Here is a 25,991-nt window from a genome sequence, read left to right on the forward strand (position 1 = left end):
CGGTATTTTCCCTTCACAGCAGGAGCCCGTCGGTCACTAAAGGGTCCTTATTCCACGCCTGACACATCTAGAAACAAAGGTCCAATGGCACCAATTCAAACCCGGTTGTTGCCTGTGAGATATACCCAAAGGCTGGTGCCGGAAAATGGTACGGAGCCATTACCAGCCTTTCTCCAACGCAGCGTTCCAACAGCGCCACACGTGTCGCGATCGAGCGTGCGGGATCGGCGCAAAACTTCGATGCCCCGGTGCCCAGACCAAGTTGGACCGGATGGTGTATAGCATCGGCTGAAAACACGATCCGGTCTTCGCCAACTTCAAACAATAAGCCGAGCATGCCCGGCGTGTGTCCCGGAAGCGCAATGAATTCCAGACCTGATACGATATCACCTGCTTTTACCGTCCGATAACCCGGGCCTTCAACGATTGGACGGATGCTGTCGGCCCAAGCACCATGGAGCAGCGTCTCGGGATTGTCGGATTGTTCGACCCTCGCCCGAAGCGCCTCAAGTTCAGCGCAGGAGGTAACATAGGTTGCAGCCCCAAAAGTAGGCTGCCAGCCATCATTGCCGTCCGCAATCGTGTTCCAGCCGACATGATCGGCATGAAGATGGGTGTTGATCACCAGATCGACATCGATGGCGCTGATGCCCAACTGCCGCAGGATCTCTAAAAATGGCCCCTGCAACTGATGCCAGGCAGGGCGGTCACTACGCGTCTTGTTGTTGCCGATCCCGGTATCCACCAATGTCGTCCCCGCACTCGACTGGATCAGATAGATGTTGAAACTGAGATTTAGCATGCCGGACGGGGCACGATCGTTGGCGTTGCGCAGCGTCGGATCAGTCGGGCTGCGCAAAAGCTGGTCGTGTAGCCACTGAACCGGTCCGAGGTCCGGAATGCAGGTAACGAGCGTGCCATCCTGCAGTTGGATTTGCTCCAGGTGCAGTCCCAGTTCGGCGAGATGGGTGCGACGATAGATCATTCTAAAGGGTCCAGGGCGCAATGCTGACCGAAGGCGTCGCCATACATCTCGTTGATCTTTTCGCGTGTCACCAGCCGGAAGCCGCCATCGCCGTCGCTCTCCACGCGCATGGCATACCAATCCTGAACAGGATGCTGGTTTTTACCAAAGGCGAAGTTGCCACGAACGGATTCGAAGTCGGCCTTAAGCATGGCCGCGCGAAATGCCTCCGTGTCGTTGAGATCTGAGCCGGTCTGCGCCAGTGCGGCGCCAATTGCGCGGGCTGTATCGTAACCTTGCGCAGCATACATCGTCGGGATGCGATTGAAAGTTTCCTGGAAGGACGCCACGAAATGCTTGTTTGCTTCGTTATCCAGATCGGTATTCCAGGAACCCGAAACATTCAGACCCTCTGCGACACCGCCTACTGCGCGCAATATGGCGTGGTCGAGCGACGGCTCGGCAACAACCATAGGAATGGCGTTCGAAAGACCCGCCTGATGATACTGGCGCAGGAAGGCAATGCCGAGCGCGCCGGGCTGAAACTGGAAGACGACGTCCGGAGCAGTCGCGCGGATGCGGGCCATTTCGGCGGAAAAGTCCGTCTGGTCGAGACTGGTATAAATTTCCTCGACTACCTCGCCTTTGAAGAAGCGGCGGAAGCCTTCGACTGCATCCGTTCCCGCCTGATAGTTCGGCGCAAGAACCATTGCACGCTTGTAGCCGAGCGCTTCGGCGTTCTGGCCGGCACTGCCTTGCATGCTGTCGGTCAACCAGGAAATAACGTAGTAGTTCGCGTTACAGGCGGCTCCCGCGAACTCGGAGGGGCCGGCATTGGGGCTGACAACGATCTTTCCGGCGTCGAGCACCTCGGGGATCACCGCCGCCGCAACGTTGGAGAAAATGAGACCTGTGATCAGGTCGGCGTCTTCGTCATAGAGAAAACGGTCAGCGAGCTGACGCCCCGTTGCCGGCTTCAAATTGTCATCAGCAATGACGATATCGACCCCGACGCCGCCTAAGGTGCCATTGCCTTCCTTGACGGCGAGATTGAAGCCGTCGCGGACATCTTCGCCGAGATAGCCGGCAGGACCAGACAGCGTTGTGATGAAGCCGATCTTCACCGTGCCCTCGGCCATTGCAGAACTGGCAGCCAGAACGACGCACGAAAGAACAGTGGCCTTTGCGATGCAAAGCAGACGTGTGGATTTCATGGAGCCCCCGGATTCTTGTTGTTGATCGTGTCGCGCGGATTACTCATTTGGATGCAATGCGACACTCATCGGTCCTGGGAATGAGAACAGAAGCAACTCTTGTCGATAATCGTCGATGGAACGATATATCTATTGGAAATTCCCATAAATGAGGCTGTCGGTATGGCGCACGAGAGCATGGGCCGCAGCAATGCGGTCGCGGTTTCAGCTGGCGCAAACTACATCGCCACTCTTCATAAGAACGGCTTATCAATTCATTCTATTTATGAGGATTGCGGCATGGACGATCCTCCTGCATCTCTCGGTCATTGGCAAGACAGCGCCAATTCTTGCGAGCATTCCTATAAAAGGTGACCGTCCATGCCAACGGACCAAGACATCCGGCTATATATTGGTGGATACTGGAGAAATACTGTCGACAAAATCCCCGTGATCAATCCCGCGACGGAAGAAGTCGTTGGGCAGGTCGCCGTAGCGGGCACAGCCGATCTCGATGACGCACTATCTGCTGCGGCTGATGGCTTCAAGATCTGGAGCAGGACGCCGCCTTCCAAGAGGGCTGAAATAATCCTGCATGCTGCGGCTCTGATGCGCGAACGTATGGAAGAGATTGCACGCGACATCACATTGGAAAATGGCAAGCCATTGAGCGAAGCACGGCGGGAAGTCCAGCGTGGCGCCGAATTCTTTGAGTGGGATGCGGGCGAAAGCGTGCGACTTTACGGACGCGTTATACCCAGTGCTCCTGGCATTCGTTACATCGTATTGCACGAGCCCATCGGACCTGTTGCTGCGTTCGCGCCGTGGAATTTCCCGATGAGTCAGCCTGCCCGCAAGATTGGCGGCGCGCTTGCTTCGGGCTGCTCTATCATTATCAAGGCTTCGGAAGAAACCCCGCGCGGCGTGATCCACGTCGCAAAGGCGTTCGAGGATGCGGGTTTACCAGCGGGTGTGCTCAATCTAGTCTTCGGCATTCCCGCGACGATCTCCGAGTTCCTGATCCCCCGCCAGGAAATCCGGATGATCGCGTTCACCGGATCGACATCGGTTGGCAAGCATTTGACCGAGATTGCCGCGCGATACATGAAGCCAGCGCTTATGGAACTTGGCGGCCATGCACCCGTGATCGTTTGCGACGATACGGATGCAGCAGCTGCAGGTGTGACCTCGGCAATTCGCAAGTATCGCAATTCCGGTCAAGTCTGTACCTCGCCGACGCGCTTCTTCGTGCATGAACGCGTTTACGACAGTTTTAAGAAGGCGTTTCTCTCCAAAGCCGCGTCGATCCGCTGCGGAGACGGTATGGACTCTGCAAGTCAAATGGGGCCTGTAGCGAATAACCGTCGTATCGCGGCTTTGGAAGACTTGGTGGAAGATGCACGTGCGAAAGGTGCGCAGGTGCTGCTAGGTGGAAGCCGGCAGAGCAACAAGGGCTACTTTTTCCCGCCGACGGTGCTCGCCGAACTCCCGGACGATGCACGCGCGATGAGCGAAGAGCCATTTGGGCCTATCGCACTGCTCAATCCGGTTTCGTCGCTTGATGAGGCGATCGAAAAGGCGAATTCCCTGCCATTTGGCCTTGCCGCCTACGGCTTCACGCGATCGGCCGCAAATGTTGAACGGCTCATAAACGGTATCGAGGCAGGCAATATCTCGATCAACACACTCGAAGCCTCCGTGGCTGAAACGCCATTCGGTGGTGTAAAGGAAAGCGGCCTCGGTCGTGAGGGCGGTGCGGAAGGCCTGCATCACTACATGGTGGTCAAGAACGTGTCCCACCAAATCGATTGAAGCTACGAGACTGCTTCGAGGCATATCAAAGGGCTGCCGGCAATAAGTCAAATCAGTTAGCGGCAATCATCCTCAACGCTTCGCGGCCAAGCGCCGTATCAGCATTACCCAGATCCAGCAGAAGATCAAAATGATTGCGGTTTTTGATCTCGAGAGCTTGCGCGACGAAGCCTCGCTTCATCCAAGCGTCGTGAAAGGCACGGGATTGGCGCTTGAAACCTGCGGGCTCAGAACCTGCCCATGCAATCAGCACTGGGCATCCTTCCTCCGGCAGATGACGGATAGGACTCAAGGCTACGACGTCCGCCTTATCAAGCGACAGCCATTCCTGGGGAAAGGCAGCGGCCAAGGGCGACAACTCGTACAGCCCGCTGAGCAGTACAGCAGAGCGGATCATTTGAACTGGCAACCCGCCTTCGTCAAACCAGCCGTTCGTCAACACCGAAGCGGCGAGGTGGCTGCCAGCTGAACTGCCCCCGATATGAATCGCAGATCGATCGAGACCAAAGCGCCCACCGTGATCGAACAGGAAGCGTACAGCAGCCCGAACCTGCCGTACGATCTCGTGAAGCGATGCGTGGGGCGCCAGCGAATAATCCATTACTGCGGTGGAGATACCGTGTTGGGCGAAAAGCCCCGTCATCATTGAAGAGTCGTGCTTGGATAGGGCGCGCCAATAGCCGCCGTGAATAAAAAGAAACACCGGCTGTGGGGTGATCGCGCCGACAGAGCCATAGATGTCAAGCGTCTGACCGCTGGTCTCGTCATAGACCACATCCTCATGGCGCAGCCAACACTCCCGCTGCGCCTGCGAAGCGTAACGATATGCCTTCATTTCGTCGGCAAATCGTTCACCGACGGTGGCGCGCGCGTCGTAATCGGCATTCAGCTGCGCGCGAAGCCAGCTGCCTTCCTCGATCAACCTAAGGGATCCTAACGCGTTTGTGACAGCGTTTTCAGTCATGGCGATAAAATCCCCTGGCAGATCAAACATCGGTACAACCCCGCTTAAAGAACGAGCTTGTTGGAGCGGTTCTCGATGGCGCGCACGAGATTGAGCGCTGTCATTTCAGATGACTTCGGATTGGTCTTCAGCGGCAGGTTTTCAAGCCGAACATCGAGTACACCGAAATCGCCCTCGGCATGAATCTGATGCACGTTGCGCTGTGTGTCCGGGTCGGCAACCAGTTCGATACGGGTTTTTTCAAACCCGACGCCGGCGAGGGAGGTGATTACCGCGACGTTGGCATTCTGCGGATATGCGGATGCCGCCTGCGCTGCATTACCTTCGAAGAATACCATTGCATCCGTCAACGCAGTCAGGTCGCAAACCTGTTCGGCAGCCGTGCCTCTCCAGGCCGCCGGCGGCTTCACAATGCGATGCACCACACGGTCGAGGCCGACACGGCTGGCTGCAGACAAGGCGTCTACTCCTCCCAGCGCGCCCGGCGGCACGATGATACGCCCACCGCTCCGTTCGGCGATGTCTGTCATGAGTTGAAGCACGTCGTTCTCAGCCAGCGCCGAAGTGGATGAAATCATGAAATCAAGACCCGCCCGCAGGCTCGCCTCTCCCCACGGTTTCACGCTTGAGCGACCAGCCGCTTCGACGACCAGGCTTGGCGCGCATTGCATTAACTTCGCCGGCTCAATCAGCAGCATTGCACCATCCGGAAAGGCCGGACGATCACGTTCGGCATCACGGACAGCAACGCCCACAATCCTGCAAGACGCATTGCGCTCTCTTAGAAGTTCACAGACCCGTTGGGCGATCGCACCCCAGCCAATGAGGCATATGCGTTCAAACGCCGACATAGGAATGGACCTTGTCGTAATCCCGTTCCAGATCTACGCCAGTACCGGACCAGACAGTTCTACCGCGCTCGATGATGAAATGACGATCGGCAAGCGTCTTCAAAACCGCAATGTTCTTGTCGATAAGCAAGATCGACTGACCCGCTTTGCGCAACTGCCGGATGACTTCCCAGATTTCGGCGCGGATCACCGGCGCGAGACCTTCAGTCGCCTCATCAAGAATCAACAGGCGCGGGTTGGTCATCAACGCTCGGCCGATCGCGAGCATCTGCTGTTCGCCCCCCGATAGTGTGTTGGCCATCTGGTGCATTCGCTCGCGCATACGAGGGAAAAGGTCATAAACCTTCTCCAGTGTCCAAGAATCCTGTCTTTTATCTCGATCGGCCGCTGTAGCCACCAGGTTTTCACGAACGGTGAGCTTGGAGAAAATCTGGCGACCTTCAGGCACGAGGCCGACGCCGAGGCGCGCTACCCGTTCGGGCGCAAGCCGCGTTGCAGGCTTCCCGTCGATGGTTACCTTCCCGCCGCGCGCCGATACCAGACCCATGATCGTTTTGATCGAGGTTGTCTTACCCATCCCGTTGCGTCCCATGAGCGTGATGAGTTCGCCCTTCTTGACCTCGAAAGACACGTCGAAAAGCACTTGGCAGTGACCGTAACCGGCCTGTAGTCCGTTTACACTCAGCATTATTCGATGTCCTCGCCGAGATAGGCTTCGCGCACGGCGGCGCTTTCCCTGACTTCCTTCATGGTGCCCGTCATGATGATCCTGCCGTAAACCAGGACGGAAACGCGATCCGCCATAGCAGCGACGGCATCCATGTCATGCTCGACAAGCAGCATGGATACCGCACCGCGCAGCGCTTTAAGCGTTTCGACCATATCGCGGCTTTCGGTGTGGCCGAGGCCTGCCATTGGCTCGTCGAGCAGAAGCACCTTTGGCTTTCCGGCCAGCGCCATCAGGAGTTCGAGCTGCTTTCGCTCGCCATGGGACAGGTTTTCGGCCTTGATATCGGCCCTGTGCGCCAATGGGCTTTGCGCCAGCATCGTATCGGTTTCCTGCCAGACCTCGCGGTGTTTTGAAAACGCGTCAAGGATACGCATAGTATTGCCAAGGCGCGCTTGAAAGGCAATGCTCAGATTTTGCCGCACGGTGGATTCTCCGAGCAGGCTGGTGATCTGGAAAGTACGGCCAAGTCCGCGCCTGACTCGCTCGGCGGGTGCCGTCATTGTGACATCCGAGCCGCCCATGAAGATGCGGCCTTCGTTCGGCTGCAGGTTTCCGCAAAGCTGGTTGATAAGCGTCGACTTGCCGGCGCCGTTGGGTCCAATCACCGCATGAATCTCGCCTTCCTCCACCGTGAGGTCGACATTGTCGGTGGCGAGCAGACCTCCAAACCGCTTGACCAGCTTATCTGTGCAAAGAACGACGGTCATGATGTGGCCCCCCGTTTCCGGAACAGTTCGCGGAGAAAAGCAATCAGCCCGAGGATGCCCCCACGGGTGCCCAGCACGATCACCAGGAGAACGAGGCCGAGCGCAAGCTGCCAGTGTTCCGTCCAGGCGGATAGGTAGGATTGCAGGACGAGGAACGCTCCTGCGCCAAACAGCGGGCCCAAGAAGGTGCCGACGCCACCAAGAATGAGCATCACCATCAACTCGCCGGACTTGGTCCAGTGCAGTGTGTCAGGGCTTGCAAAGCGCATAAACACTGCAAGCAGCGCACCTGCAAGGCCTGCGCCCATGCCGGCCAGAACAAACGCGTAAAGCTTGTACCTGAAAGGCGCGATGCCGATTGCCGTCATGCGCTCCTCGTTTTGGCGAATGCCGGACAGGGTAGCGCCAAAAGAGGAATTCACCACGCGCCAAAGCCACACGAAATAGGCAACAGTCACAACGAGGATGACGTAGTACATCGTTGTGCGATCGCGCAGGTTGAGATCAAACAGTGTGTTGGCTTGCCGCACGATTATGCCGTCCTCACCGCCATAACCCTGAAGGGACACGAAGAAGAAATACACCATCTGGGCGAATGCAAGCGTGATCATGATAAACTGAACGCCGCCGGTTCGCAGCGCAAGTGCGCCAATGATCAGGGCCGCGAGGCCCGATACGAATATTGCGGCCGGCAGCGTGATAAGGAGTTGGTTAGTCCCGGAAATGAATCCGAACAGAAGGCTGCCATCAGCGTAGTGGGCATATAGAATACCGACTACATAGTTGCCGATACCAAAAAAGGCCGCATGACCGAACGAAACCATGCCGCCATAGCCGATCACGAGGTTTAGGCTGGCGACAGCAATAGCGTAGATCATGACGCGAGCGACCAAGCTAGTCAGCGCTGATTGGCCAATGGCGTCGGCCGCAAAAGGGACAGCAACGAAGCATATGATTATCAGAGCGGCGGAAATCCAGACGCGCATCACGCACCTCCCGCCGGGAAAAGACCTCTAGGTTTAAACAAAAGCACGATCGCCATCAGAAGATATATACCCATGGAAGCAATGCCGACACCAAGCGCGTCGGCCTCTGGACCCGTCATGATCTGGCGCAGCAGACCAGGAAGAAAAGCTCGTAGGCAGGTATCAAGAACGCCCAGCGTCAGACCGCCGATAAACGCGCCTTTGATTGAACCTATCCCACCGATGACCACCACGACGAAAGTGGCGAGGATGATCTGCTCGCCCATCCCTACCTGAACCGCAAGGATCGGACTGTTCATGAAGCCTGCAAGCCCCGCAAGAAGAGCGCCCAGCCCGAACACTGCGGTATAGAGAAGGCGGATATCGACCCCGAGCGCACGCACCATGTCGCGGTTCGTGGACCCAGCGCGTACGAGCATTCCTACCCGGGTGCGGTCTATCAGCAAGAACAGCCCGGCGGCGACAATAAGACCCACGACGATCGTCAGCAGACGATACGCCGGGTAGAACAGTCCAGGGAGCAGTTCGACCGGAGCGCTCAGACCTGTCGGCATCTGTACGAACAGCGGCTGGCGTCCAAACATCAGGACAATGAGTTCGTTGAAAATCAAGATCAAGGCGAAGGTAGCGAGAACCTGATCGAGGTGATCACGGTTGTAAAGCCGCCGTATGACGCCGAGTTCGATGAGAAAGCCGGTCGCCGTAGCTGCAAGCAAGCCCGCCGGCAGGCCTAACCAGAAACTACCGGTATATTGAGCGACCCAAGTCCCGATAAAGGCGCCGACCATGTAAAGCGAGCCGTGGGCGAGATTGATAACGCCCATGATTCCAAAGATGAGGGTCAGGCCGGCTGCCATCAGGAAAAGCATGATCCCGTAAAGCAGCCCGTTGAGAAGTTGTTCTATAACGAGCGTCATCGGACCTATCAAAGATAACTTGGAAAACTAAGGAAATGCGACAGAAAGCTAGGCGAGTGCGCCGCGGCTCGAGCGACACACCCGCAACAGCACCTTACATCTGGCAGTCGGCGGCATAGATATCGCCATAGTCTTCGACGAGCTTTTCGCGCGTCACGGTCGTGGGAACGCCGTCAGGACCTTCAACCACCTCGAGCAAGTACCAGTCCTGGACAGGATGCTGGTTGGGGCCGAAGCTGAAATTGCCGCGAACGGATTCGAAATCCGCCTTGCGCAGAACTTCCCGCACCGCATATATGTCGTCCACGCCACCGGTAACCTTGAGCGCTGAGGCGATCAGCTTGCCAACATCATAGCCCTGCGTGCCGTAATAGGTCAGTGGACGGTCCGGATAGGCTTCCTTCCACTTGGCGACCAGTTCCTTGCTTGCCGCGTTGTTGAAATCTGGACTCCAATGCGACGTTACCATCAGGCCGATCGCGGCGTCTCCAAGCGCCTTGAGGCCAACCGCATCGCTGGACGGCTCAGAAAGAACCATGGGAATCTGGCCGAGCAGTCCGGCTTGCTGATATTGACGCATGAAGGCGATGCCCAGGCCGCCCGGATGAAACTGGAACACGACGTCGGGCTTTGCGGCACGAATTTGGGCCATTTCTGCAGCATAGTCGGTTTGGTCGAGTTGCGTGTAGATTTCGCCAATGATTTCGCCTTCGAAAGTGCGCTTGAAACCATTCAGCGCATCCTTGCCTGCCTGATAGTTGGGCGCGAGAACGAAGGCGCGGTCGTAGCCGAGCTGCTTGGCTGCAAGCCCCGAGGCTTCGTGCAACGAGTCATTCTGCCATGGAACGACGAAATAGTTCTGGTGACATTCCTTGCCGGCCAGGTTCGACGGAGCCGCATTGGCGCTGATGTAAATCGCATCATTGTCTACAATATCTGGAACCGTAGCGCCCGCGATATTTGAGAAGATGATACCTGTAAACAGCTTGATGCCGTCGTCGGCCATGAACTTCTCGGCGATCTGGCGACCATTGGCCGGCTTGGCGGCGTCGTCCTCGACAACCAGTTCGACCGGCACACCGCCTAGTTTTCCGCCTTCATGATCAATCGCGAGTTTTAGGCCGTCGCGCACGTCTTGTCCCAGATAACCACCAGGCCCCGACAGAGTCGTGATGACACCGATCTTGACAGCATCCTGTGTGAGGGTAGGCCCGACCGAGCTCAAGGTAAAGGCGGACGCCAGAATCCATTTTGAAAGCTTCATTCCGTTCCCCATTGTTGTTGTTTTGATTGAAATAACGGTCTGCTCGACTGTCAGAGCGAGACCCAGCCTTCCGGCGGCGCCTTGCCCGGGTGTACGGTTTGGCAATGCGAGCACGTCCGCAGCTTTGCGTCCGCATAGAATTTCGCATAAATCGGCGGAAGGTCGTCGACGATCGATTCCAGGTCAACTTCGGCTCGATGCACCAGGCCCTGGCATTCGAAGCAATACCACTCGACCGCATCGAGCGCGCCTTCGGGACGTGCCGGCTCGATCACCAGTCCGATCGATCCTTCCTGCGGACGCTGGGGAGAGTGTCGAACATGTGCCGGCAGGAGGAAGATTTCGCCTTCTTTGATCGGCACGTCATAGAACTCTTTGCCGTCATATAGTTTGAGGAGCATATCGCCCTTAAGCTGGTAGAAAAACTCTTCGACCGGGTCGTCATGATAATCAGTCCGCTGGTTGGGTCCGCCAACCACGGTCACCATGAGATCCGCATTCTTCCAAATCTGCTGATTGCCAACCGGCGGCTTCAACAGATGCTTATGTTCGTCGATCCACTTCTGCAGATTGAAGGCACCCAGTTTAGCCATCTAAATTTTCCCTTTATTTTCCAGTTCAATTGACTTCCAGGCCACAGGTCTCGAAGGCCTGCTTGGTCACCCGTTTCTCATCCGTGGTAAGTTCGAGCAACGGAGCCCGCACGGGGCCACCGACCTGACCGAGCAGCTCCTGCCAATATTTTTGATGCGCATGCGGCTTTTCGGCTGGGCGCGTTTTACCGAACGCGTCCCGCACCGGCTTAAGGCTGTCGCGTAACGCGCGGGCTTCCTCAGCCTTCCCTGCGAAAGCGAGATCGGTATAAGCGCGGATGCGGCGGTCTGCCTTCGTCTGGAATGTGTATGGCGGCGAGGAGCACAGATAAAGCTGCCAGTCGAGCTCGAGGACGTTGTCGAGCCATTCGTCTTCCGATGCGGTCGAAATCAGGATGCGGTCGCCGGCAAGCTGCGTCAGCTTTTTGTACATATCCCGCGGTACGGAATATTTGATTGCAACGACCGTTTCGATGTCGGCAAGGCGGCTGCAGAGCTCGGGACTCATCAGATAACCGCTATCTGGATGCGACCATAGTGCGATGCCAATATCAACCTTTTCGGCAATGGTTTCGTAATAGCGTAGTAGCGTTTCGTCCTGTGCGCGAAAGAAGCTCAGCACAGGCGCATGAACCACGATGTAATCAGCGCCACCGGCCTGTGCATGCTTAGCGAGGTCAATTACCATATCCAAGTTCTGGTCGGAGCAGGACATAATTGTTTGCGCTTTATCGCCGACCGCATCGACTGCGACGTCGAACATGCGCTTTCTCTCGTCGAGCGACATAGAGAAGAATTCGGCCTGCTTTCCGGCGACGAACAATCCGTCGATGCCCAGATCGTTGATCCAATGATCGATATTCTGACGGAATCCGCTCTCGTCGATTCTGCCGTCCTCTTTAAAGGGCGTGTTAGCGGCTGCCCACACGCCCTTCATGGTGGCCCTTGAATGAGCTTTTGCATCTTTGCGCGTGTATTTCATGCTATTTCCTAACGTCTTCCGCGGCGCGTTTTCTTACGAACGTCGTTTCCTTTTCCAAGCCGAAACGGGCTCACGTGCTTAGGTATGAATTTTTCTGATACCGATTTACTGCAGTCGACCTGCAGCGTAGTAAGCAGCAAAATTTTTTATGCATTAACCTACGAGTTCCATATATATTCATGCGCAGTGTGATATGAATTCAGGCATGGCTAGCATTCGACAGATACAATGTTTCCAGGCGGTGGTTGAACTGGGGAACTTTTCACGCGCCGCCGAACGTCTCCACACCAGCCAGGCCGGCGTTTCCCATGCTATCCGGGATCTCGAAACCCTGCTCGACACGAGATTGTTCGACCGTACGACGCGCCGTGTCGAGCTGACGGAAGCTGGCAGGGTTTTCGCAGCCGGTGCGCTTGCGGGGCTCGCGGAGATAGAGCGCTCGGTGGATGCGGTGCGCGATCTCGGCCAATTGCGCACAGGATTGGTAAGAATCGCTGCTCCTCCATTGATTGGCGCTACAGTGCTCCCGCGCCTCTTGCGGATAGCGAAAGAGACTTATCCAACTCTGCGCATCCGAATTGAGGACGTAGCCGCTGACGCGGTCGTGACAAAGGTACGGACCGGCCTGAGCGATCTGGGGGTGGGAACATTCGCCCAGGATGAAGACGGTATTGAAACACAACGCGTGTTGCGAGACAGCCTGATGTTGTTCATGCAGCCCGACAACCAACTCAGTACACATTCCGAGATTCCGTGGCGCTCGCTGCGCGACATTCCTATCATAGCGCTGACGAGGGAGAGTAATATCCGTCTTCTCACAGAGCTCGGCTTTGAATCTGCCGCGCTTGCCCTTCGACCGCATCTCGAAGTCCATCAGATTCACACCGCGCTGGCACTCGTTGAAAATGGTGCTGGAGTTGCCATTCTACCAACCTATGCCTTTGCCGGGCTCAACGGTCGCAAAATTTTGGCGCGGCCGCTGACAGAGCCAGTCATCGCACGCGACGTGTCTATCATTACAGCGCGCGATCGCGCTGCATCACCCGCTACGATTGCCATCCGTCCACTGCTACGCAGCGTGCTACGCGAACTCGTGCCGCACATTGAGTTTCCTGCGGACAATTAATCGGTATCGAGTGTCAAAGCATTGGCGATTAGCTTGCAAGGAGCTCTGAACGCTGTGTAAGAGCATCCAGTGATGCCCACGCATTTCTTGCTCGCGTCCTTGGCAGGAATGCAGCACCGACCTCCTGATTGACGATCGACAACAAGCTGGCCAGCCTTACGCAATCGTCGTCGTTACCGGCGGCTGTCAGTTCCGGACGCGGCTTCGTTACAGAGAGGTACTCCCGGCCGTATTTCGCGAAACGACCGCGACGCACACATTGCCGAGGCTGAGATGCTGGGCTGGTCTCGACCGCCTATCATCAGCTCTATACCTGCGGCGCCTTTCGATATTCTCACGTTGCACTTGTCTCCGAAGCGTTGCGGCCTGATGCTGGTCGTCTTGGCACAAGCTGATCGAGCGTCAGCTCACCGAACCGCCTGATGAATAAAGCCTCTGCCTGTGTCATCGTGCTGGAAAGTGCAACATTGACGTTCTTCTGTACCTGACAATCCGGATGGTCATTCCGATTGCCTATCGCAAATAGATTCGGTCGGTTGAGAGCCTCGTAAACGTCTAGCAAAGTGATCTGGTTCAGAGGTCGCGCCAATTGCCATCCTCCACCGTGACCTTTTCCCGATCTCACATAGCCGGCGTCACGGAGGCCGGCCATCGTTCTGCGAAACACAGCCGGGTTGGTTCCCATGCTTTTGGCGAGGACGTCGGAGGTCAAGGGCTCATCAACCTGGCCCATGTGCAAAAGCACATGCAGTACGTCCGATAACCTGGTGTCCTTGTTCATTTCCTGATCCGATCCTTGCGGGCCTCACCGTCAACCATCGTGCACAATCTTATGTAGCACCTATTGATACATAATAGGCGTCCTGTTATGTAGCATCAACTGATACATTATTGGGTGCCATTATGTCCAGCTTCGATACCTCGCTTCCTCCCCTTCTATCCTCGGTTGAATCGGGCGACCCCACCGTTCACGATCCTCGCCGACGGCGAAGCATTCTGATTACCGTTTGCATCGCGCTGATGGCCGTGATCGCCGCAGTGACCGGGCTCAACGTCGCGCAACCGCACCTCGCCCTCGATCTGGGTGCTTCCCAGAGCCAGGTTCTCTGGATGATCAACATCTACGCGATCAGCCTCGCAGCCCTGTTGCTGCCGCTCGGCGCGGTCGGAGATCGGTGGGGCCGCAAGCCAGTGCTGCTGATCGGTCTCGGTGTCTTCGGTATTGCCAACATCGCGTCGGGCCTGGCTACCAATACCGAAATCATGCTCGCCGCGCGGTTTATGAGCGGCGTCGGCGCGGCAATGATCATGCCGGTGACGCTCTCGGTCATCACATCGGTCTTCCCTGACGAGGAACGCTCCAAAGCTATTGGTGTATGGACGGGCGTTGCCGGTGCAGGCGGTATTCTGGGCATGTTCCTTTCCGCCGTGCTGGTTGACTTTCTGTCTTGGCGTTGGCTGTTCGCCCTACCGGCCATCTTGGCCGTCGTTGCGGCCGTGATGGCGCTGCGCGCAGTCCCGAACTCACGCCAGTTTTCGCCCCATCGGTTCGATACTGTTGGATCGGTCCTGTCGCTTGTCGCCATCATGGGTGCCAGCTTCGCTTTGCATGAAGGCCCCGCGATCGGATGGTCAGCTCCTGAAACGCTTGCCGGTCTAGCCCTTGGCGTCGGTGCGTTTGGTGCATTTATCTGGTGGGAATTGCGTCACCCCGAACCGCTGCTCGATATCCGCCTATTCAGAAAGCGCAGCCTGACGAGCGGTTCAGTATCACTGATGACCTGGTTCGGTGTTCAGGCGGGCGTGTTCATCGTCCTCTATCCCTTCTTTCAGGCTGTACTTGGCTGGTCGGGCCTGCTCGCCACGGTTGGACTGATGCCCATGGCGCTCTTGATGATGATTTTTTCCGGAGTTGCGCCGCGACTGTCCGCAAAGATTGGCCCCAAGGCGACGATTGCCAGCGGTGTTCTACTCGGTGGCGCCGGCCTCGCACTCATGGCGATGCTCGTTTCAGTCGATGGCGGCTACCTTTCGGTGCTTCTTGGCATGATCACAATGGGCATCGGCATGGGTCTCGCCATGGCGCCATCGACCGAAGCCATCACCTCGTCTCTGCCGCGCGAACAGCAGGGCGTGGCATCCGCGCTCAATGACGTGACTCGTGAGCTGGGCACTTCGCTTGGTGTGGCACTGCTCGGTGCGGTGTTCGCGGCTGGCTATGGCAGCGCGATCGCGCCGCTTTTATCGGATTTTCCCGACGATGCGGCGGCAGCCGCTAGCCAGAATATCGCCAATGCCATGGCCATCGTCGAGCAAGGGCTTCCCTATGCCGATGCCCTCTATCGGACAGCGCAGGAAGCGTTCGTTCAGGGCTGGCAGCAAGCCATGTGGGCCGGGGTCGCGGTAATGGCGGTTCTCTTCGCTTTCGTCGTCATGCGCGGCCCGGCAAAGCCTGTGCCGGTCGTTCCGGTTCCGGCCGAAATCTGATCGCTGGAGGTTTTCATGCACTACGATGCCATCATCATCGGCGGCAGCTTTGCCGGCCTCTCCGCCGCCATGTATCTGGCGCGCGCCCGCAAGACGGTCTGCGTGCTCGATACGGGCGAACCCCGAAATCGGTTCGCCGCACAATCGCACGGCTTTTTCGCTCAGGACGGGAGCAATCCCAAAGCCATGCTCGATACAATGCGAGAGCAGGTCGCGGCCTATCCAACGGTGACTTTCATCAAAGATGCCGCCGCGGATGCCTGCAACAATAGAGGCACCTTTTCGCTCGCCCTATGGAGCGGGGCAATAATTAATGGGAGCCGGCTGCTCCTGTCCTTCGGCATTTCCGACATCATGCCCGATAAACCCGGATTGGCGGAACGCTGGGGATCGTCGGTCATCCATTGCCCCTATTGCCACGGCTATGAGTTTGCCGGTCAGAATCTCGGTGTTCTCAACGTCACCCCCATGTCGGTTCATCAGGCAGCACTTATCTCGGAATGGGGCCCCACGACTTTCTACCTCGATGGCAGCCAGATCGACCAGCAAGCACGCGAAGATCTAGAACGCCGCGGCGTTCAGATCGAGGCTGCACCCGTCGAGCGGCTGACCGGCGAAGGTCATACCCTTTCGGAGATCCAATTGGCCGGTGGTCGGTCCCGCCTGCTCGACGCGCTGTTCATTGGTCCACGCCATCATCTCAACAGCGCTATTGCCGAACAGATCGGATGCGCGATCGAGGCAGGCCCACTTGGACCGATGATCAAGGTCGATGAGATGCAGATGACCAGCGTGCCGAATGTGTTCGCCGCAGGCGATATTACCAGAATCGCGCACAACGTCACCTTTGCCTGCGCCGATGGTGTCATGGCCGCCATGGCGATCCATCGTTCGCTGGCCTTCGAGGCAGCGGCATGAACGCCAACGTGAACCCGTTCATGAACCCGGCTGCTGTCGCGTCCTATGCCGAGGAAACGCCAAAGAAGGTGCCAGGTTTGTTGGACCTGCACCGGATGGTGGCGCTCCTCCTTGCCGAGCGTGCGCCGGATGCCGCCCGCATTCTGGTCGTCGGCGCCGGCGGCGGTTTGGAACTAAAGGCTATGGCGCTGGCGCAGCCCGGTTGGCGTTTTGTCGGTGTCGACCCTTCCACAGCCATGCTCGACATTGCCCGGCAGACGATCAAGCCCTTTGCCGAGCAAATAGAACTTTTGCCTGGGACGGTCGATCAAGCTCCAGGCGGTCCTTTCGATGGCGCGACATGCCTGCTCACACTCCATTTTCTCGACCGGGACGCGCGGTTGCATGTTCTCAGGGAAATTTGCTGCCGTCTAAGACCCGGCAGCGTTCTCGTGGTCGCCCATCACGCAGCGCCTGACAACGAGGCCGAACGCTGGCTGGCGAGATCGGCCGCCTTCGCCAATCGTGCCGCGCTCGACCCCAAAGTCGCCGCCGCGTCCGCAAAAAGCATGGCTGAACGCCTGCCGCTCCTGCCCTCTGCCGACGAGGAAGCGTTGTTGGTCGAAGCGGGCTTTCGAAACCCAGCCTTGTTCTACGCTGCGTTCTCATTCCGCGGTTGGGTTGCGACCGCGAGCTAGCATTAACAAGCCACACGCAGGACAACATAGAGATCGAAACATTGCCCATCACGCTCTACAACTTCGCCTTCGGACCTTATCCGCAGCGCCTCAATATCTATCTGGCCGAAAAAGAGCCCTCCAATGTTGAGCTTGTCCTGTATGGCGAGCCGGACAGGAACGCGGGCTTTCCGCCGGAGGCGGTCAAGGGCCTGACTGTGACAGGCTCGATGCCAATTCTCCAAGACGATGATGGTACGGTCGTCGGCCAGTCACTCGCCATCCTCGAATATCTGGAAGACACGGCCTCCGGCCCTGACATGCTAGGCGCCACACCGGCCGCCCGGGCTCGCACCCGGCAGTTCGTCCATATGCTCGATGAAGCGCTGACGTTCTTTGGATTATGGGCAAGACATGGAAGCGTCCTCGGCCACGGCATCGTGCGAACCAGCCAGGAGGTCGCTGAAATCTGTGCGGCGCGGTATTTCGATCAGCTTCGGCTCATCGACCGTATGATGGGCAAGGATGAATTTATTGCCGGCGATCGGGTGACTGTGGCCGATTGCGTTGCGATGGCCACCTTGCAATATGTGGCCGACTTTTACGACGTGCCGATTCCATCTGAATGCATGAAGCTTCAGGGCTGGTTCGACAGGTTTTCTCGACGCCCGAGTGTGGCCCGCCCCTCGTATCCTGAGACCAAGCGCTTGAAAGCGCTTGGTCTCATGGAGCAAACGGGTGTGTCGCTCTAGAACTGTCTGCCTATTCGTGCATCGACCGAGTGCGCGTTACCGCCGCGGATGACAAGGAAGGCCATTATCGCGGCCCAGAGAATCGACTTCTCGGCTCCGGCATATCCCTGGCCCAATGTGATCCAGTGAAACCAGACAGTGACCAGCAGAACGATGGTCGCTGCTGCCGCAGCCGGACGCGTGAAGAGGCCCAGGGCAATGAGGATGCCCCCGAAAAACTCGGTCGCCGCGAGCAGTGGTGACCAGAATATGCCCGGGTAGAATCCCAGCCCTTCAACCATTTCCACGGCTCCAAAAGGGTTCATCAGTTTCGGAAAGCCGTGGGTCACGAGGGCAACTCCCGACACGACCCGCAAAACGGTTTCTGCCGGTGTGTCGAGGCGCGCGTAGAGCGAGGCCAATGCGGGAAAGTAGAGGGCATTTCGGAATTTGGTCGTCTGCATGATGGAAAACCTTTCGTGGTGGCAGATACGAGCCGCGCCCAAACAACCAAAGTTTGGAACGTAGAGCGCGTTTTCTGAAGGGGTTAGAATTTGTAGGCGTAGCCGAACATGAAGGAGGCAAGGGTCTTGTCGACAGTGATCGGGCTGTCGGCAATGCTGTCACCAACTCTGGTGACGCTGGCGTCCAACATTACGTGGTGGTTTTCGCCAAGCGAGTGAAAGGCGCTGATACCTGCTTCAAAATTGATCGTTGACGATCCTTCGTAGGCAGCGCGCGTGGCTGTCGCCTCTTCGGGGCGAACGCCGTAATAGTAGTTGACGGTGTTTGAATCGAGCCAGGTGGCTCCAACCCTCGGGGTCAGGCCGATCCCGTTGAGGAAAAACGTGTGCGATGCGGCCAATTTGATCCGGCTGCCTTCACTGTCGCCGGACACTTCGAACATGCCTTCAACGCTCAGATCTACCAGAGGTGTGTTCCACTCAATAGCAGGTCCACTCCAAAGCGCGGCTCGCCGACGGTCCATGCCGTCCAGAATGTCGGCATCACCGGGCTTGTAGCCCTCGGCGAACATGTAGCGGGATCTCAGCGAGACGTTCAGGGTCTCCGATGAAAACCACGGCAGCTTCAGGTCCGCGGCGTCGCCTCGCACCCGAAAATAGGTGCTGTCAAAGTCGATGATCGGAACTGGGCTGGTCGTTGAAGTGCCATATGCCTGCTGGCTCCAAATCACACCGGCACCGGCTTCAAACTGCCAGTCCTGCCCTTGAGCGACGGCAGGTATATTGGCGAGAAACGCCAGGGTAATGGTCGAAGATATCAGCGTCCGTTTGCAAAAGTTCATGGGATGAGGCCCTTTAGCCATGCCGGAGGCGTTCGCCGAAAAACGACGCTCCCGACAAGGTGATTGCGATAGAGATTGATTTAGAAGTTGGTCGTGAAGCCGTCGCTTCAGCGCGACTTGCTAGAAATGCCAGTTGAAGCTGGCGCAGAACTTCCGCTATAGCCAGCCAGACCAGAAACCAGACCTGCTACGTCAGGCATCGCCTGGTAACGCCGCCTATGGATATTAGCGATCTTTGCATTCATATCGGGATCGGCATCGTCGGTGATGTCAAATGACATGAATTTCTCGACAAGAGGCAGGCCGATCCGATCGATTTCGCGATGCGTTGGATCGTTCATCATGGCCTCATAATCGGCAAGATTCTCAACGGCCGTGATGGCACCATAGTCAAATTCGCCCCCATAATCAGGGCCGATGACCAATGAGCGTACGAGGGGGTTGCTGACGCTTTCTCGGCGCATGCGTTCCAGGATGGCATTGGCCTGTTCCTTGGAAACTTCGGGTTTGATGCTCATGCGAATGCAATGATAGATCATCTTGGGTCCTTTCGGGGTTGGGTGTCAGGCTCGGCCGAACGCAGCGACGTGATCGCGGGCGAAGTCGGCAATATCGCGCGGTTCATGGCCGGTCAGTTCGGCGACGCTTGTGTGCACGTCGGATGCCTCGCCCCGCGCATAATGGGCATAGTCCTCGACCAGCCCGGCAAGCTGCCACTCCGGCAGGTAGCCTTGCAAAGCGCCGGCGAACTGATCTGGTGTGATTTCGTGGAAGGTGATGTTGCGTCCGGTCGCTTCGCCGATTGCTTGCGCCATTTCGGCGTGGGTTACAGCGCGCGGACCCGTCAAAGTATAGGTTCTTCCCTCATGACCGCTTCCCGTCAGAACAGTAGCCGCCGAAGCTGCAATATCGCGCACATCTAGGGTGCTCACGGCGGCGATGCCGATCGGAGCCGCGAAGGCGCCATTCGCAATTGTTGGAGCAAATGCGAGCAGGGATTGCATGAAGAGGTTTGGCCTCAAAACGGTGAGGTCGAACTCGAGCTTGGCCACAGCATCCTCGACGCGGGCGTGCCAGCGTAGAAACCGGACTGGCGAAACCTCCCGCGCGCCGTACTGCGAGAGCAGCACGAGCTTTGTCACGCCGGCCTGCTTGGCGAGGTTCGCGAATCTGATCTGCAAGGTGGCTGCGTCTTCGCCCGAGGGGCTGTTCAGGAAGGCAACATCGATACCTTCCAATGCACTCCGGAGTGCATTTTCATCGCCAAGATCAGCGATAATCTTACGTGCGCCCGGGAGTGACCAGGCAGGGTTACGCGACATGGTGGCAACTGTCGCATTCCGGGCCAGCAATTCAGGAACGAGGGTCGAGCCAATTGCGCCGCTCGCGCCGGTGACTAGGATCGAAGGGGTGGACATGGAGAGAGGCTTTCGTTGGTTGAGTGTGGAATGTGTTTCTGACGAGGGCTCAGAAGGGATCGAGCGCATTCGGTTCGCGCCGCGATTTGACGATCGCGGTGAGGGCAAGGCCCAGCGCGATGAGGATGAGGAAGGCTTGGCCGGCGAATGCAGCCGTGAAATCGATCTCGCCGCTCCCGGCTCCGATGGCGATGCCAGCGATAAGAGCGATACCGAGGGCGCCACCGATCTGCTGTGCTGTATTCACCAAGCCGCTCAGGAGCCCGGACTGTCCTTCTGATGCGTCTCGAACAGCGAGTGCAATGCCGTTAACAAGCCCGACGCCGAGACCGCCTCCGATGAGGATGAATGCTACCATCAGGGGGATTGAGAGGCCGGTCGTGGCCGGGTTGAAGGCCAGGATGAGGAAGCCGGCGAGAAGCACGGTAATCCCGGCCGCAAGGGCAGATGGCAGACCCATGACGCGAGCCAGCACAGGTGCGACGCCGCTACCGACGATGGTCATCAGTGCAAGGGGAATTTGCGACATGCCGGTTGTCAGCGCGTCCATGCCGAGAATCTGTTGCTGGTACTGAGGAAGAAAAAAGAACAATCCCGCCAGCGTCGCCCCCATCAGCAGTACAACCAGACAGGCTGCGACGACGGTTTGATTGTGGAAAATCTCCAGTGGCACCAGCGGATGAGAAGCGCGTCGTTCAATCGCGACAAAGCCAGCTATGGACACGAAACCAGCAGCAATTGCGGCGAATGCGCCGGGTGCGGCCCACTGCGCTTCGGCGGCATAGATAATGCCGAATGCAAGCGATCCGATTCCGAGTGTGATGGTCACGGCACCCGGGGTGTCGAAGGAGCCGGCGCGTCCTTTTCCGGATTGAACAGCGCGAAGCACAATGAAGGCGCTGACGATGCAGAACGGTACTGGAGCCCAGAAGACCGAGGGCCATCCGAACATGTCCGTAAACATCCCGCCAAGGAAAACACCCACGAGACTGCCCGTACCTGAAACAGCGCCCCAGATGCCCATGGCCCGCACGCGTTCAGAGGGGCTGTTATAAAGATCGAGCACCAGAGCGAGGGCGGAAGGCACCACGAGGGCCGCTCCCACGCCTTGACCAATACGCCCTGTGATCAGCATCGAACTGTCGAGGGCTACGGCACAGAAAATGGATGCCAACAGATAGATGCCCATGCCCACCAGAAAGATGCGACGGCCGCCGAGAACGTCTGACAGGCGGCCGCCCAGCAACAGAAGGCCTGCCAGGGTGACAAGGTAGGCATTGACGACGATCGTCAGCGTTGTGGCTGAAAGCCCCAGCCCGTCCCGGATAGCGACGGTAGCGAGATTGACCATCGTCGCATCGAGGACGATCAGAAACATGGACATGGACAGTCCGGTCATGGCGACCCAGCGGGGGAGGCTGCGTTTGAGAGCGGATGGTTCCGATGGTAGCGAGGTCAGTTGGGTTGAATGATCGTTCATGCTTTAGCTCATGCTAGTGAGTGGTCACTATCTAACCACGCAAATAAAAAGGGGCTTCCTTGCCAGTCAGCGACCAGATTCGAGGAAGCGTTTAATCCAATCGACCTTGTTGGTCTGGGCCGGCAAATCCATGGAGGCGGCTATCATATAGAGCATCCCTGCCGCAAAGAAGTCGTGGGCCAGGTCGGTCCCAACCGAGGGCAGGGCCTCCATTCGCTCGAACACATCGCGCGTCCAGCCCTGCATCAGTTCTCGAACTTTAGTATCTGCGGACGCTGCATAGCCTTGAAGCAAAATCAGCATTAGCTCTCGGTCGTCCATAAGGACGCCCCACGCATTCGCCATGGCTTGAAGAGGTTCGTCTTTGGTCGTTTCGCCGGTTTTCAGCATGGTCCTGGCAACAGTGGCGAAAGCCTGTTCGAGAACAGCGGTGAACAGGTCAATCTTGGTTGGATAGAGCCGAAACACGTTTGGGTGCGAGATACCGACAGCCTGCGCGATATTCACGGTCGAGCCGCCGTGCAGACCCTTCTGGCTGAACTCGGTGAGAGCAGCGGCCAGAATCTGTTCTCTGCGCTCATCGGCGCCAACGCGCTGTTTTTTCTGTGTCGGTTTCATATTGATAGTGAACACTCACTAGCATGAATTGTCAAGCCGATTTGTTGCTTCCTGCGGGAAACGCGCTTCTGTGGTGTTTTCCGGCGTTAGCTTCCGCCCAGGCCGTAGCGGCGCCACACCGCCATCCCGAGATATCCGATTGCGATGTAGACAAGCACGAAACCGGCGATGTGCAGGACAAGATGCCACAGAGACCTGTCCCCAGCGTCAAAAAACGAAGCGATCAGACGACCTATCGAGAAATAGTAGGCCGCATACATTGCCAACCCGATCAACAGGGCACAGGCGATCACCAGGACCCCTACAGCGAACGGTTTTACGAGACTTGCCATGGCCTATCAGAACCAATTGGGCTAGCGCTGTCCAGATAGCGATCTTCACATAAGGCATCACCGCCATTTGTGGTCAGCTATTCATGTGCGTCCGATGAGGCAGATCACCAGAAGGCTTTACTCGAATGGTGGCGGACGGTCGCCCGTCCACGAACTCGGACCGAGCCAGACCGTGACGCCGCCAGTCTTCACCTCCTCGAACAAGGCTCTCGTCGGATGCGCAGGCGTCATTGCGTCGGCATAGGTCCTGTTGTCGAGCAACCGAAGCTGCTTGAGAGCTTTCAGGTCGCGAAGCGCCTCCAGATTGTCGACGGCGGTAGAAATCGAGAGATGCGTCAGGTGAGCCAAAGGGGACAGCTTGCGGATATCGGTCCGCTCGATCATCGATGTTGCCGAGACGCTGGTTATATTGGGGCATAGGTCGATACCGCCCATGTCGGACACGTCGAAAGTGTCGTCTGCGCCTCCCCAGTAATGCCATGCGAAACGATAGAGCTTATTGCCCGCATCGAACCTAATCGAATCCACCTGAGCTAGCATTTCCTCGGTCAACGGATAGCGCGCCAGATAGTCCAGCACCTCGGGCATAAGGTCATAGCCCTCCTCCTCAAGATCGACGTCGCGCTGCAGGACATGCGATGCAAGATCCTGCGGCGTTCCCAGATTGAGTGCTTTCCTCTCCACAAGAGAGGACAAGACAATTAGCTTGAAATTGACATCGGCAAAGGGAGCGCCGGGGCGTCCGCTCGGCGATGCGTAAGGCGGCGCGTAAGCCTCGCGATATTCGGCGTCGTTCGCGCTGAATGATATGGCATTGATCTTTTCAAGCGTAAAACGCACCCGCATCAGCACGCCATCGGGTAATTTCCTAACCCCTTCACGAACTCCGCGCATCATCGGGAAATCGTCGCCGATCTCCAGGTCCGGAAGCGCCTTGCGCGCTTCGTCCATGGTCATTCCCATCTGAACTCCCTCGATCGGAATGGCCTGGAAGCGCCAGTCGAACGAGACACGGCCAATGGCCTCTTTCTTGTCGAGGTGCACGACAACGCCGTGACTGTTCTCAAGAGTATCGACGATGCCGCCTTTGTGAGGCGCAGGCGTTCGCCAATGTGCCCCCAGAGCTGCGGCAACGTCCGATGTGGACATACCTGGCCGCAGTCGTGCCAGACCGACACCGTAGGAAACACCTTCATCGTCGGGCATGGCCACCGTCCTTAAATGCGGATTCTGAGTACCGGTGAACTTACCGACGATAACAATGTCTATTTTAGGCGAGGGATCGTTTCGGTCAAACAGGCGGCACGGGGGTCGAAGGCTGACCGACAGCCAGGGAGGGATGGGAAGGGGATATGCAGCTTCGGCAGTTGGTAGCGAGGGTTACGTGCGCCAATGTGCTTGCGGTTCCTTCGAGTGAAGCGATTGAAGACGGCCAGGCATCTACATCAACGCCAAATGCGGTGTGGAGCCAGGACAGACTGAGGCGCCGCGTCGCTTCGAGACTATCGGGCGCTTCAATTTCGGTTTCCTTTGCGTCTAACCCGGCAATGCCGCCCAACCCGTGACCAACGCCATGCACTGTGACCAGAGCCTCGGCTCCCGGGCTGTCGTGGAAGGCATCTGCATGCCACTCCGGGCCGCGTGACGTGAAATGCGGGTTGTCGTCTGCACCGCAGACCACAAGACTACGCGTTGTCATATGCGTAAAATCCACGTCGAAGAACGGGAAGCGGGCGGCACTTTGCGCGGTGAGATCGCTGCCACCACGACCCGGTGTGGCCAGCAGGATGCCTGCGGATATGCGCGGATCGGCAAAGCTTTCGTCCGCAAGCCGCGCGCCCAAAAGCAGACTGACCGTGTGGCCACCAAACGAGTGGCCAGCAGCCGCGATGCGTCCGTAATCCAGGCGACCCGCTATCGCCGGAGCCTGCCGTTCCACCTCATCCAGACGGTCGAGAATTGTCGTCATCTCGGACACACGCTGGCGCCAGAAATAGGGCGCGCCGGGTGCCTCCTCCGGCAGGCCGGCGACAGGAGAATTGCCATGGGTTGGCTGAATGACTGCGAAACCGCGTTCGGCCCAGAACTGCGCCAGGGGTGTATAGCCATCCTTTGACGGCAGATATTTGGACGGACCGGCGCCGTGCGATAGCAGCACGACTGGCATCGTGTCGCCGCTGGCCGGGGCGGTCAGGCGCAGTTCAAGCGGCGTGCGTCCCGCCATGGGCACGATGATAGGGGTATAGGCCACCGTCAACACAGCCTCAGGCGTTGGGATGGAGCGCGATAGATCGATGAGATTATTCATTTTGTTCATCCTTATTAACGTCCCTGCGCACTGTCGGCCCACAGGGCCAGTGCACTCAGCTGTTGGCCTGAGCAGCTGTATGGGCAAAGATTGTTTGCGCATCGGCGCCAGCGGGCAGGCGCATCGGGGCATTCGGCTCGGTCACGGCCCGCCATACGGCCTGTGCCACGTCGTCTGTCTCAGTTTTCTCGGTCGAGCTGCGCATCGTTGCAAGATAGTCCTGCACGAAAGCCTCATACGGCGCCGGGACGTTCATCCCCATGCGCGCGACAGCATTCTTTCCAAAGGCGGTCGTCGGGGCTGAACCTGGCAGGACCAGCCGCGTGCGGATGCCGAATTGCGCCGTCTCAAGGGCCAGACTCTCGGTGAATGCATTGAGTGCGGACTTGCTGGCGCTGTAGACCGACAGCGCGGGGAACGGGCGCAACGTGACGCTGGAACTAATGTTGACGATGACGCCGGTCCGGCGCGCGCGCATGGTCGCAATGACTTCCCAGCCCTGTGCGAGGAAGAGGTTCGCCGTGGTGAGACCGAAGCCTGACGACGCGCCGGTGATCAGAATTTTGGGCATTGGTATCTCCTGTCGTTGTTACGACCAGAGATGGACAAAAATATCCGGACTTTCTATATTCAAAAATCCACATTGAT

At 57.7% G+C, this 25,991-nt stretch carries 29 protein-coding genes; 7 read left to right on the forward strand and 22 right to left on the reverse strand.

Features of this window, described 5'->3' with window-relative positions:
* Positions 1-67: 67 nt before the first annotated feature.
* Both ABFT80_RS14315 and ABFT80_RS14320 read right to left on the reverse strand, forming a co-directional pair.
* On the reverse strand, positions 68-985 hold the full coding sequence (locus ABFT80_RS14315) for an MBL fold metallo-hydrolase (RefSeq protein WP_347972608.1): 918 nt from the start codon (positions 983-985) through the stop codon (positions 68-70).
* Positions 982-2,178 (reverse strand): ABC transporter substrate-binding protein, encoded by a 1,197-nt coding sequence (locus ABFT80_RS14320; protein WP_347972609.1) that lies wholly within the window; start codon positions 2,176-2,178, stop codon positions 982-984. Before ABFT80_RS14320 ends, ABFT80_RS14315 begins: the two co-directional genes overlap by 4 nt.
* Positions 2,179-2,277: 99 nt before the next feature.
* On the opposite strand from ABFT80_RS14320, the gene ABFT80_RS14325 reads away from it, so the two are divergent.
* Together ABFT80_RS14325 and ABFT80_RS14330 are read left to right on the forward strand one after the other, a co-directional pair.
* Positions 2,278-2,532 carry a hypothetical protein gene (locus tag ABFT80_RS14325; RefSeq protein ID WP_347972610.1) on the forward strand — a complete coding sequence of 85 codons (255 nt, stop codon included), beginning with the start codon at positions 2,278-2,280 and terminating at the stop codon, positions 2,530-2,532.
* 6 nt (positions 2,533-2,538) lie between these two features.
* The gene (locus ABFT80_RS14330) at positions 2,539-3,969 is read left to right on the forward strand and encodes an NAD-dependent succinate-semialdehyde dehydrogenase (RefSeq protein ID WP_347972611.1); all 1,431 of its coding nucleotides are present in this window, start codon (positions 2,539-2,541) and stop codon (positions 3,967-3,969) included.
* A gap of 52 nt (positions 3,970-4,021) precedes the next feature.
* Here the strand turns inward: ABFT80_RS14330 and ABFT80_RS14335 are convergent, their stop codons facing one another.
* From ABFT80_RS14335 to ABFT80_RS14375, 9 genes are all read right to left on the reverse strand, one after another.
* Complete coding sequence (locus tag ABFT80_RS14335) at positions 4,022-4,963, reverse strand: alpha/beta hydrolase (RefSeq protein WP_347972612.1); 942 nt, start codon at positions 4,961-4,963, stop codon at positions 4,022-4,024.
* A gap of 14 nt (positions 4,964-4,977) precedes the next feature.
* The gene (locus ABFT80_RS14340) at positions 4,978-5,784 is read right to left on the reverse strand and encodes an aspartate dehydrogenase (protein WP_347972613.1); all 807 of its coding nucleotides are present in this window, start codon (positions 5,782-5,784) and stop codon (positions 4,978-4,980) included.
* Positions 5,771-6,472 (reverse strand): ABC transporter ATP-binding protein, encoded by a 702-nt coding sequence (locus tag ABFT80_RS14345; RefSeq protein WP_347972614.1) that lies wholly within the window; start codon positions 6,470-6,472, stop codon positions 5,771-5,773. Before ABFT80_RS14345 ends, ABFT80_RS14340 begins: the two co-directional genes overlap by 14 nt.
* Positions 6,472-7,221, reverse strand: a complete 750-nt coding sequence (locus ABFT80_RS14350; RefSeq protein WP_347972615.1) for an ABC transporter ATP-binding protein — start codon at positions 7,219-7,221, stop codon at positions 6,472-6,474. Before ABFT80_RS14350 ends, ABFT80_RS14345 begins: the two co-directional genes overlap by 1 nt.
* Positions 7,218-8,207 (reverse strand): branched-chain amino acid ABC transporter permease, encoded by a 990-nt coding sequence (locus ABFT80_RS14355; RefSeq protein WP_347972616.1) that lies wholly within the window; start codon positions 8,205-8,207, stop codon positions 7,218-7,220. The genes ABFT80_RS14350 and ABFT80_RS14355 overlap by 4 nt, the downstream gene beginning before the upstream one ends.
* Positions 8,207-9,124 (reverse strand): branched-chain amino acid ABC transporter permease, encoded by a 918-nt coding sequence (locus ABFT80_RS14360; protein WP_347972617.1) that lies wholly within the window; start codon positions 9,122-9,124, stop codon positions 8,207-8,209. The genes ABFT80_RS14355 and ABFT80_RS14360 overlap by 1 nt, the downstream gene beginning before the upstream one ends.
* A 94-nt stretch (positions 9,125-9,218) precedes the next feature.
* Positions 9,219-10,388, reverse strand: coding sequence for an ABC transporter substrate-binding protein (locus ABFT80_RS14365; RefSeq protein ID WP_347972618.1), 1,170 nt, complete (start codon positions 10,386-10,388; stop codon positions 9,219-9,221).
* A 50-nt stretch (positions 10,389-10,438) separates the two neighbouring features.
* Entirely contained in the window at positions 10,439-10,981 is a 543-nt protein-coding gene (locus ABFT80_RS14370; protein ID WP_347972619.1) for a 3-hydroxyanthranilate 3,4-dioxygenase, read from the reverse strand.
* 25 nt (positions 10,982-11,006) lie between these two features.
* Positions 11,007-11,963, reverse strand: a complete 957-nt coding sequence (locus ABFT80_RS14375) for a dihydrodipicolinate synthase family protein (RefSeq protein ID WP_347972620.1) — start codon at positions 11,961-11,963, stop codon at positions 11,007-11,009.
* A gap of 193 nt (positions 11,964-12,156) precedes the next feature.
* Between ABFT80_RS14375 and ABFT80_RS14380 the strand changes: the two genes are divergently transcribed.
* Positions 12,157-13,089 (forward strand): LysR family transcriptional regulator, encoded by a 933-nt coding sequence (locus tag ABFT80_RS14380; RefSeq protein ID WP_347972621.1) that lies wholly within the window; start codon positions 12,157-12,159, stop codon positions 13,087-13,089.
* Positions 13,090-13,423: 334 nt separating this feature from the next.
* Here ABFT80_RS14380 and ABFT80_RS14385 read toward each other — a convergent pair whose 3' ends face one another.
* Entirely contained in the window at positions 13,424-13,870 is a 447-nt protein-coding gene (locus ABFT80_RS14385; RefSeq protein ID WP_347972622.1) for an Rrf2 family transcriptional regulator, read from the reverse strand.
* A 122-nt stretch (positions 13,871-13,992) separates the two neighbouring features.
* On the opposite strand from ABFT80_RS14385, the gene ABFT80_RS14390 reads away from it, so the two are divergent.
* From ABFT80_RS14390 to ABFT80_RS14405, 4 genes are read left to right on the forward strand one after another with little or no spacing between them, the layout of a single operon-like run.
* Positions 13,993-15,576 (forward strand): MFS transporter, encoded by a 1,584-nt coding sequence (locus ABFT80_RS14390; protein ID WP_347972623.1) that lies wholly within the window; start codon positions 13,993-13,995, stop codon positions 15,574-15,576.
* Positions 15,577-15,591: 15 nt separating this feature from the next.
* A complete protein-coding gene (locus ABFT80_RS14395; RefSeq protein WP_347972624.1) occupies positions 15,592-16,494 on the forward strand; it encodes an NAD(P)/FAD-dependent oxidoreductase in 903 nt (300 codons plus the stop codon).
* Positions 16,491-17,171: a class I SAM-dependent methyltransferase gene (locus ABFT80_RS14400; protein ID WP_347972625.1), complete on the forward strand. Its 681-nt coding sequence runs from the start codon at positions 16,491-16,493 to the stop codon at positions 17,169-17,171. Before ABFT80_RS14395 ends, ABFT80_RS14400 begins: the two co-directional genes overlap by 4 nt.
* A gap of 41 nt (positions 17,172-17,212) precedes the next feature.
* On the forward strand, positions 17,213-17,902 hold the full coding sequence (locus ABFT80_RS14405; RefSeq protein ID WP_347972626.1) for a glutathione S-transferase family protein: 690 nt from the start codon (positions 17,213-17,215) through the stop codon (positions 17,900-17,902).
* Here ABFT80_RS14405 and ABFT80_RS14410 read toward each other — a convergent pair.
* From ABFT80_RS14410 to ABFT80_RS14455, 10 genes are all read right to left on the reverse strand, one after another.
* Complete coding sequence (locus tag ABFT80_RS14410) at positions 17,899-18,345, reverse strand: DoxX family protein (RefSeq protein WP_347972627.1); 447 nt, start codon at positions 18,343-18,345, stop codon at positions 17,899-17,901. The genes ABFT80_RS14405 and ABFT80_RS14410 overlap by 4 nt on opposite strands.
* A gap of 83 nt (positions 18,346-18,428) precedes the next feature.
* Positions 18,429-19,208, reverse strand: a complete 780-nt coding sequence (locus ABFT80_RS14415) for a MipA/OmpV family protein (protein ID WP_347972628.1) — start codon at positions 19,206-19,208, stop codon at positions 18,429-18,431.
* 86 nt (positions 19,209-19,294) lie between these two features.
* Entirely contained in the window at positions 19,295-19,726 is a 432-nt protein-coding gene (locus ABFT80_RS14420) for a Dabb family protein (RefSeq protein ID WP_347972629.1), read from the reverse strand.
* Between the two features lie 24 nt (positions 19,727-19,750).
* A complete protein-coding gene (locus ABFT80_RS14425) occupies positions 19,751-20,605 on the reverse strand; it encodes an SDR family oxidoreductase (protein WP_347972630.1) in 855 nt (284 codons plus the stop codon).
* Positions 20,606-20,654: 49 nt separating this feature from the next.
* Positions 20,655-22,085 carry an MFS transporter gene (locus ABFT80_RS14430; protein WP_347972631.1) on the reverse strand — a complete coding sequence of 477 codons (1,431 nt, stop codon included), beginning with the start codon at positions 22,083-22,085 and terminating at the stop codon, positions 20,655-20,657.
* Between the two features lie 66 nt (positions 22,086-22,151).
* On the reverse strand, positions 22,152-22,703 hold the full coding sequence (locus ABFT80_RS14435) for a TetR/AcrR family transcriptional regulator (RefSeq protein ID WP_347972632.1): 552 nt from the start codon (positions 22,701-22,703) through the stop codon (positions 22,152-22,154).
* 86 nt (positions 22,704-22,789) lie between these two features.
* Positions 22,790-23,035, reverse strand: coding sequence for a hypothetical protein (locus ABFT80_RS14440; protein ID WP_347972633.1), 246 nt, complete (start codon positions 23,033-23,035; stop codon positions 22,790-22,792).
* A gap of 117 nt (positions 23,036-23,152) precedes the next feature.
* A complete protein-coding gene (locus ABFT80_RS14445; RefSeq protein ID WP_347972634.1) occupies positions 23,153-24,241 on the reverse strand; it encodes a DUF7256 domain-containing protein in 1,089 nt (362 codons plus the stop codon).
* Between the two features lie 85 nt (positions 24,242-24,326).
* On the reverse strand, positions 24,327-25,343 hold the full coding sequence (locus ABFT80_RS14450; RefSeq protein ID WP_347972635.1) for an alpha/beta hydrolase family protein: 1,017 nt from the start codon (positions 25,341-25,343) through the stop codon (positions 24,327-24,329).
* A gap of 55 nt (positions 25,344-25,398) precedes the next feature.
* Positions 25,399-25,914 (reverse strand): SDR family NAD(P)-dependent oxidoreductase, encoded by a 516-nt coding sequence (locus ABFT80_RS14455; protein WP_347972636.1) that lies wholly within the window; start codon positions 25,912-25,914, stop codon positions 25,399-25,401.
* Between the last annotated feature and the right edge of the window lie 77 nt (positions 25,915-25,991).

The organism is Foliimonas ilicis (genome assembly GCF_039939195.1).
GTDB lineage: Bacteria > Pseudomonadota > Alphaproteobacteria > Rhizobiales > Rhizobiaceae > Foliimonas > Foliimonas ilicis.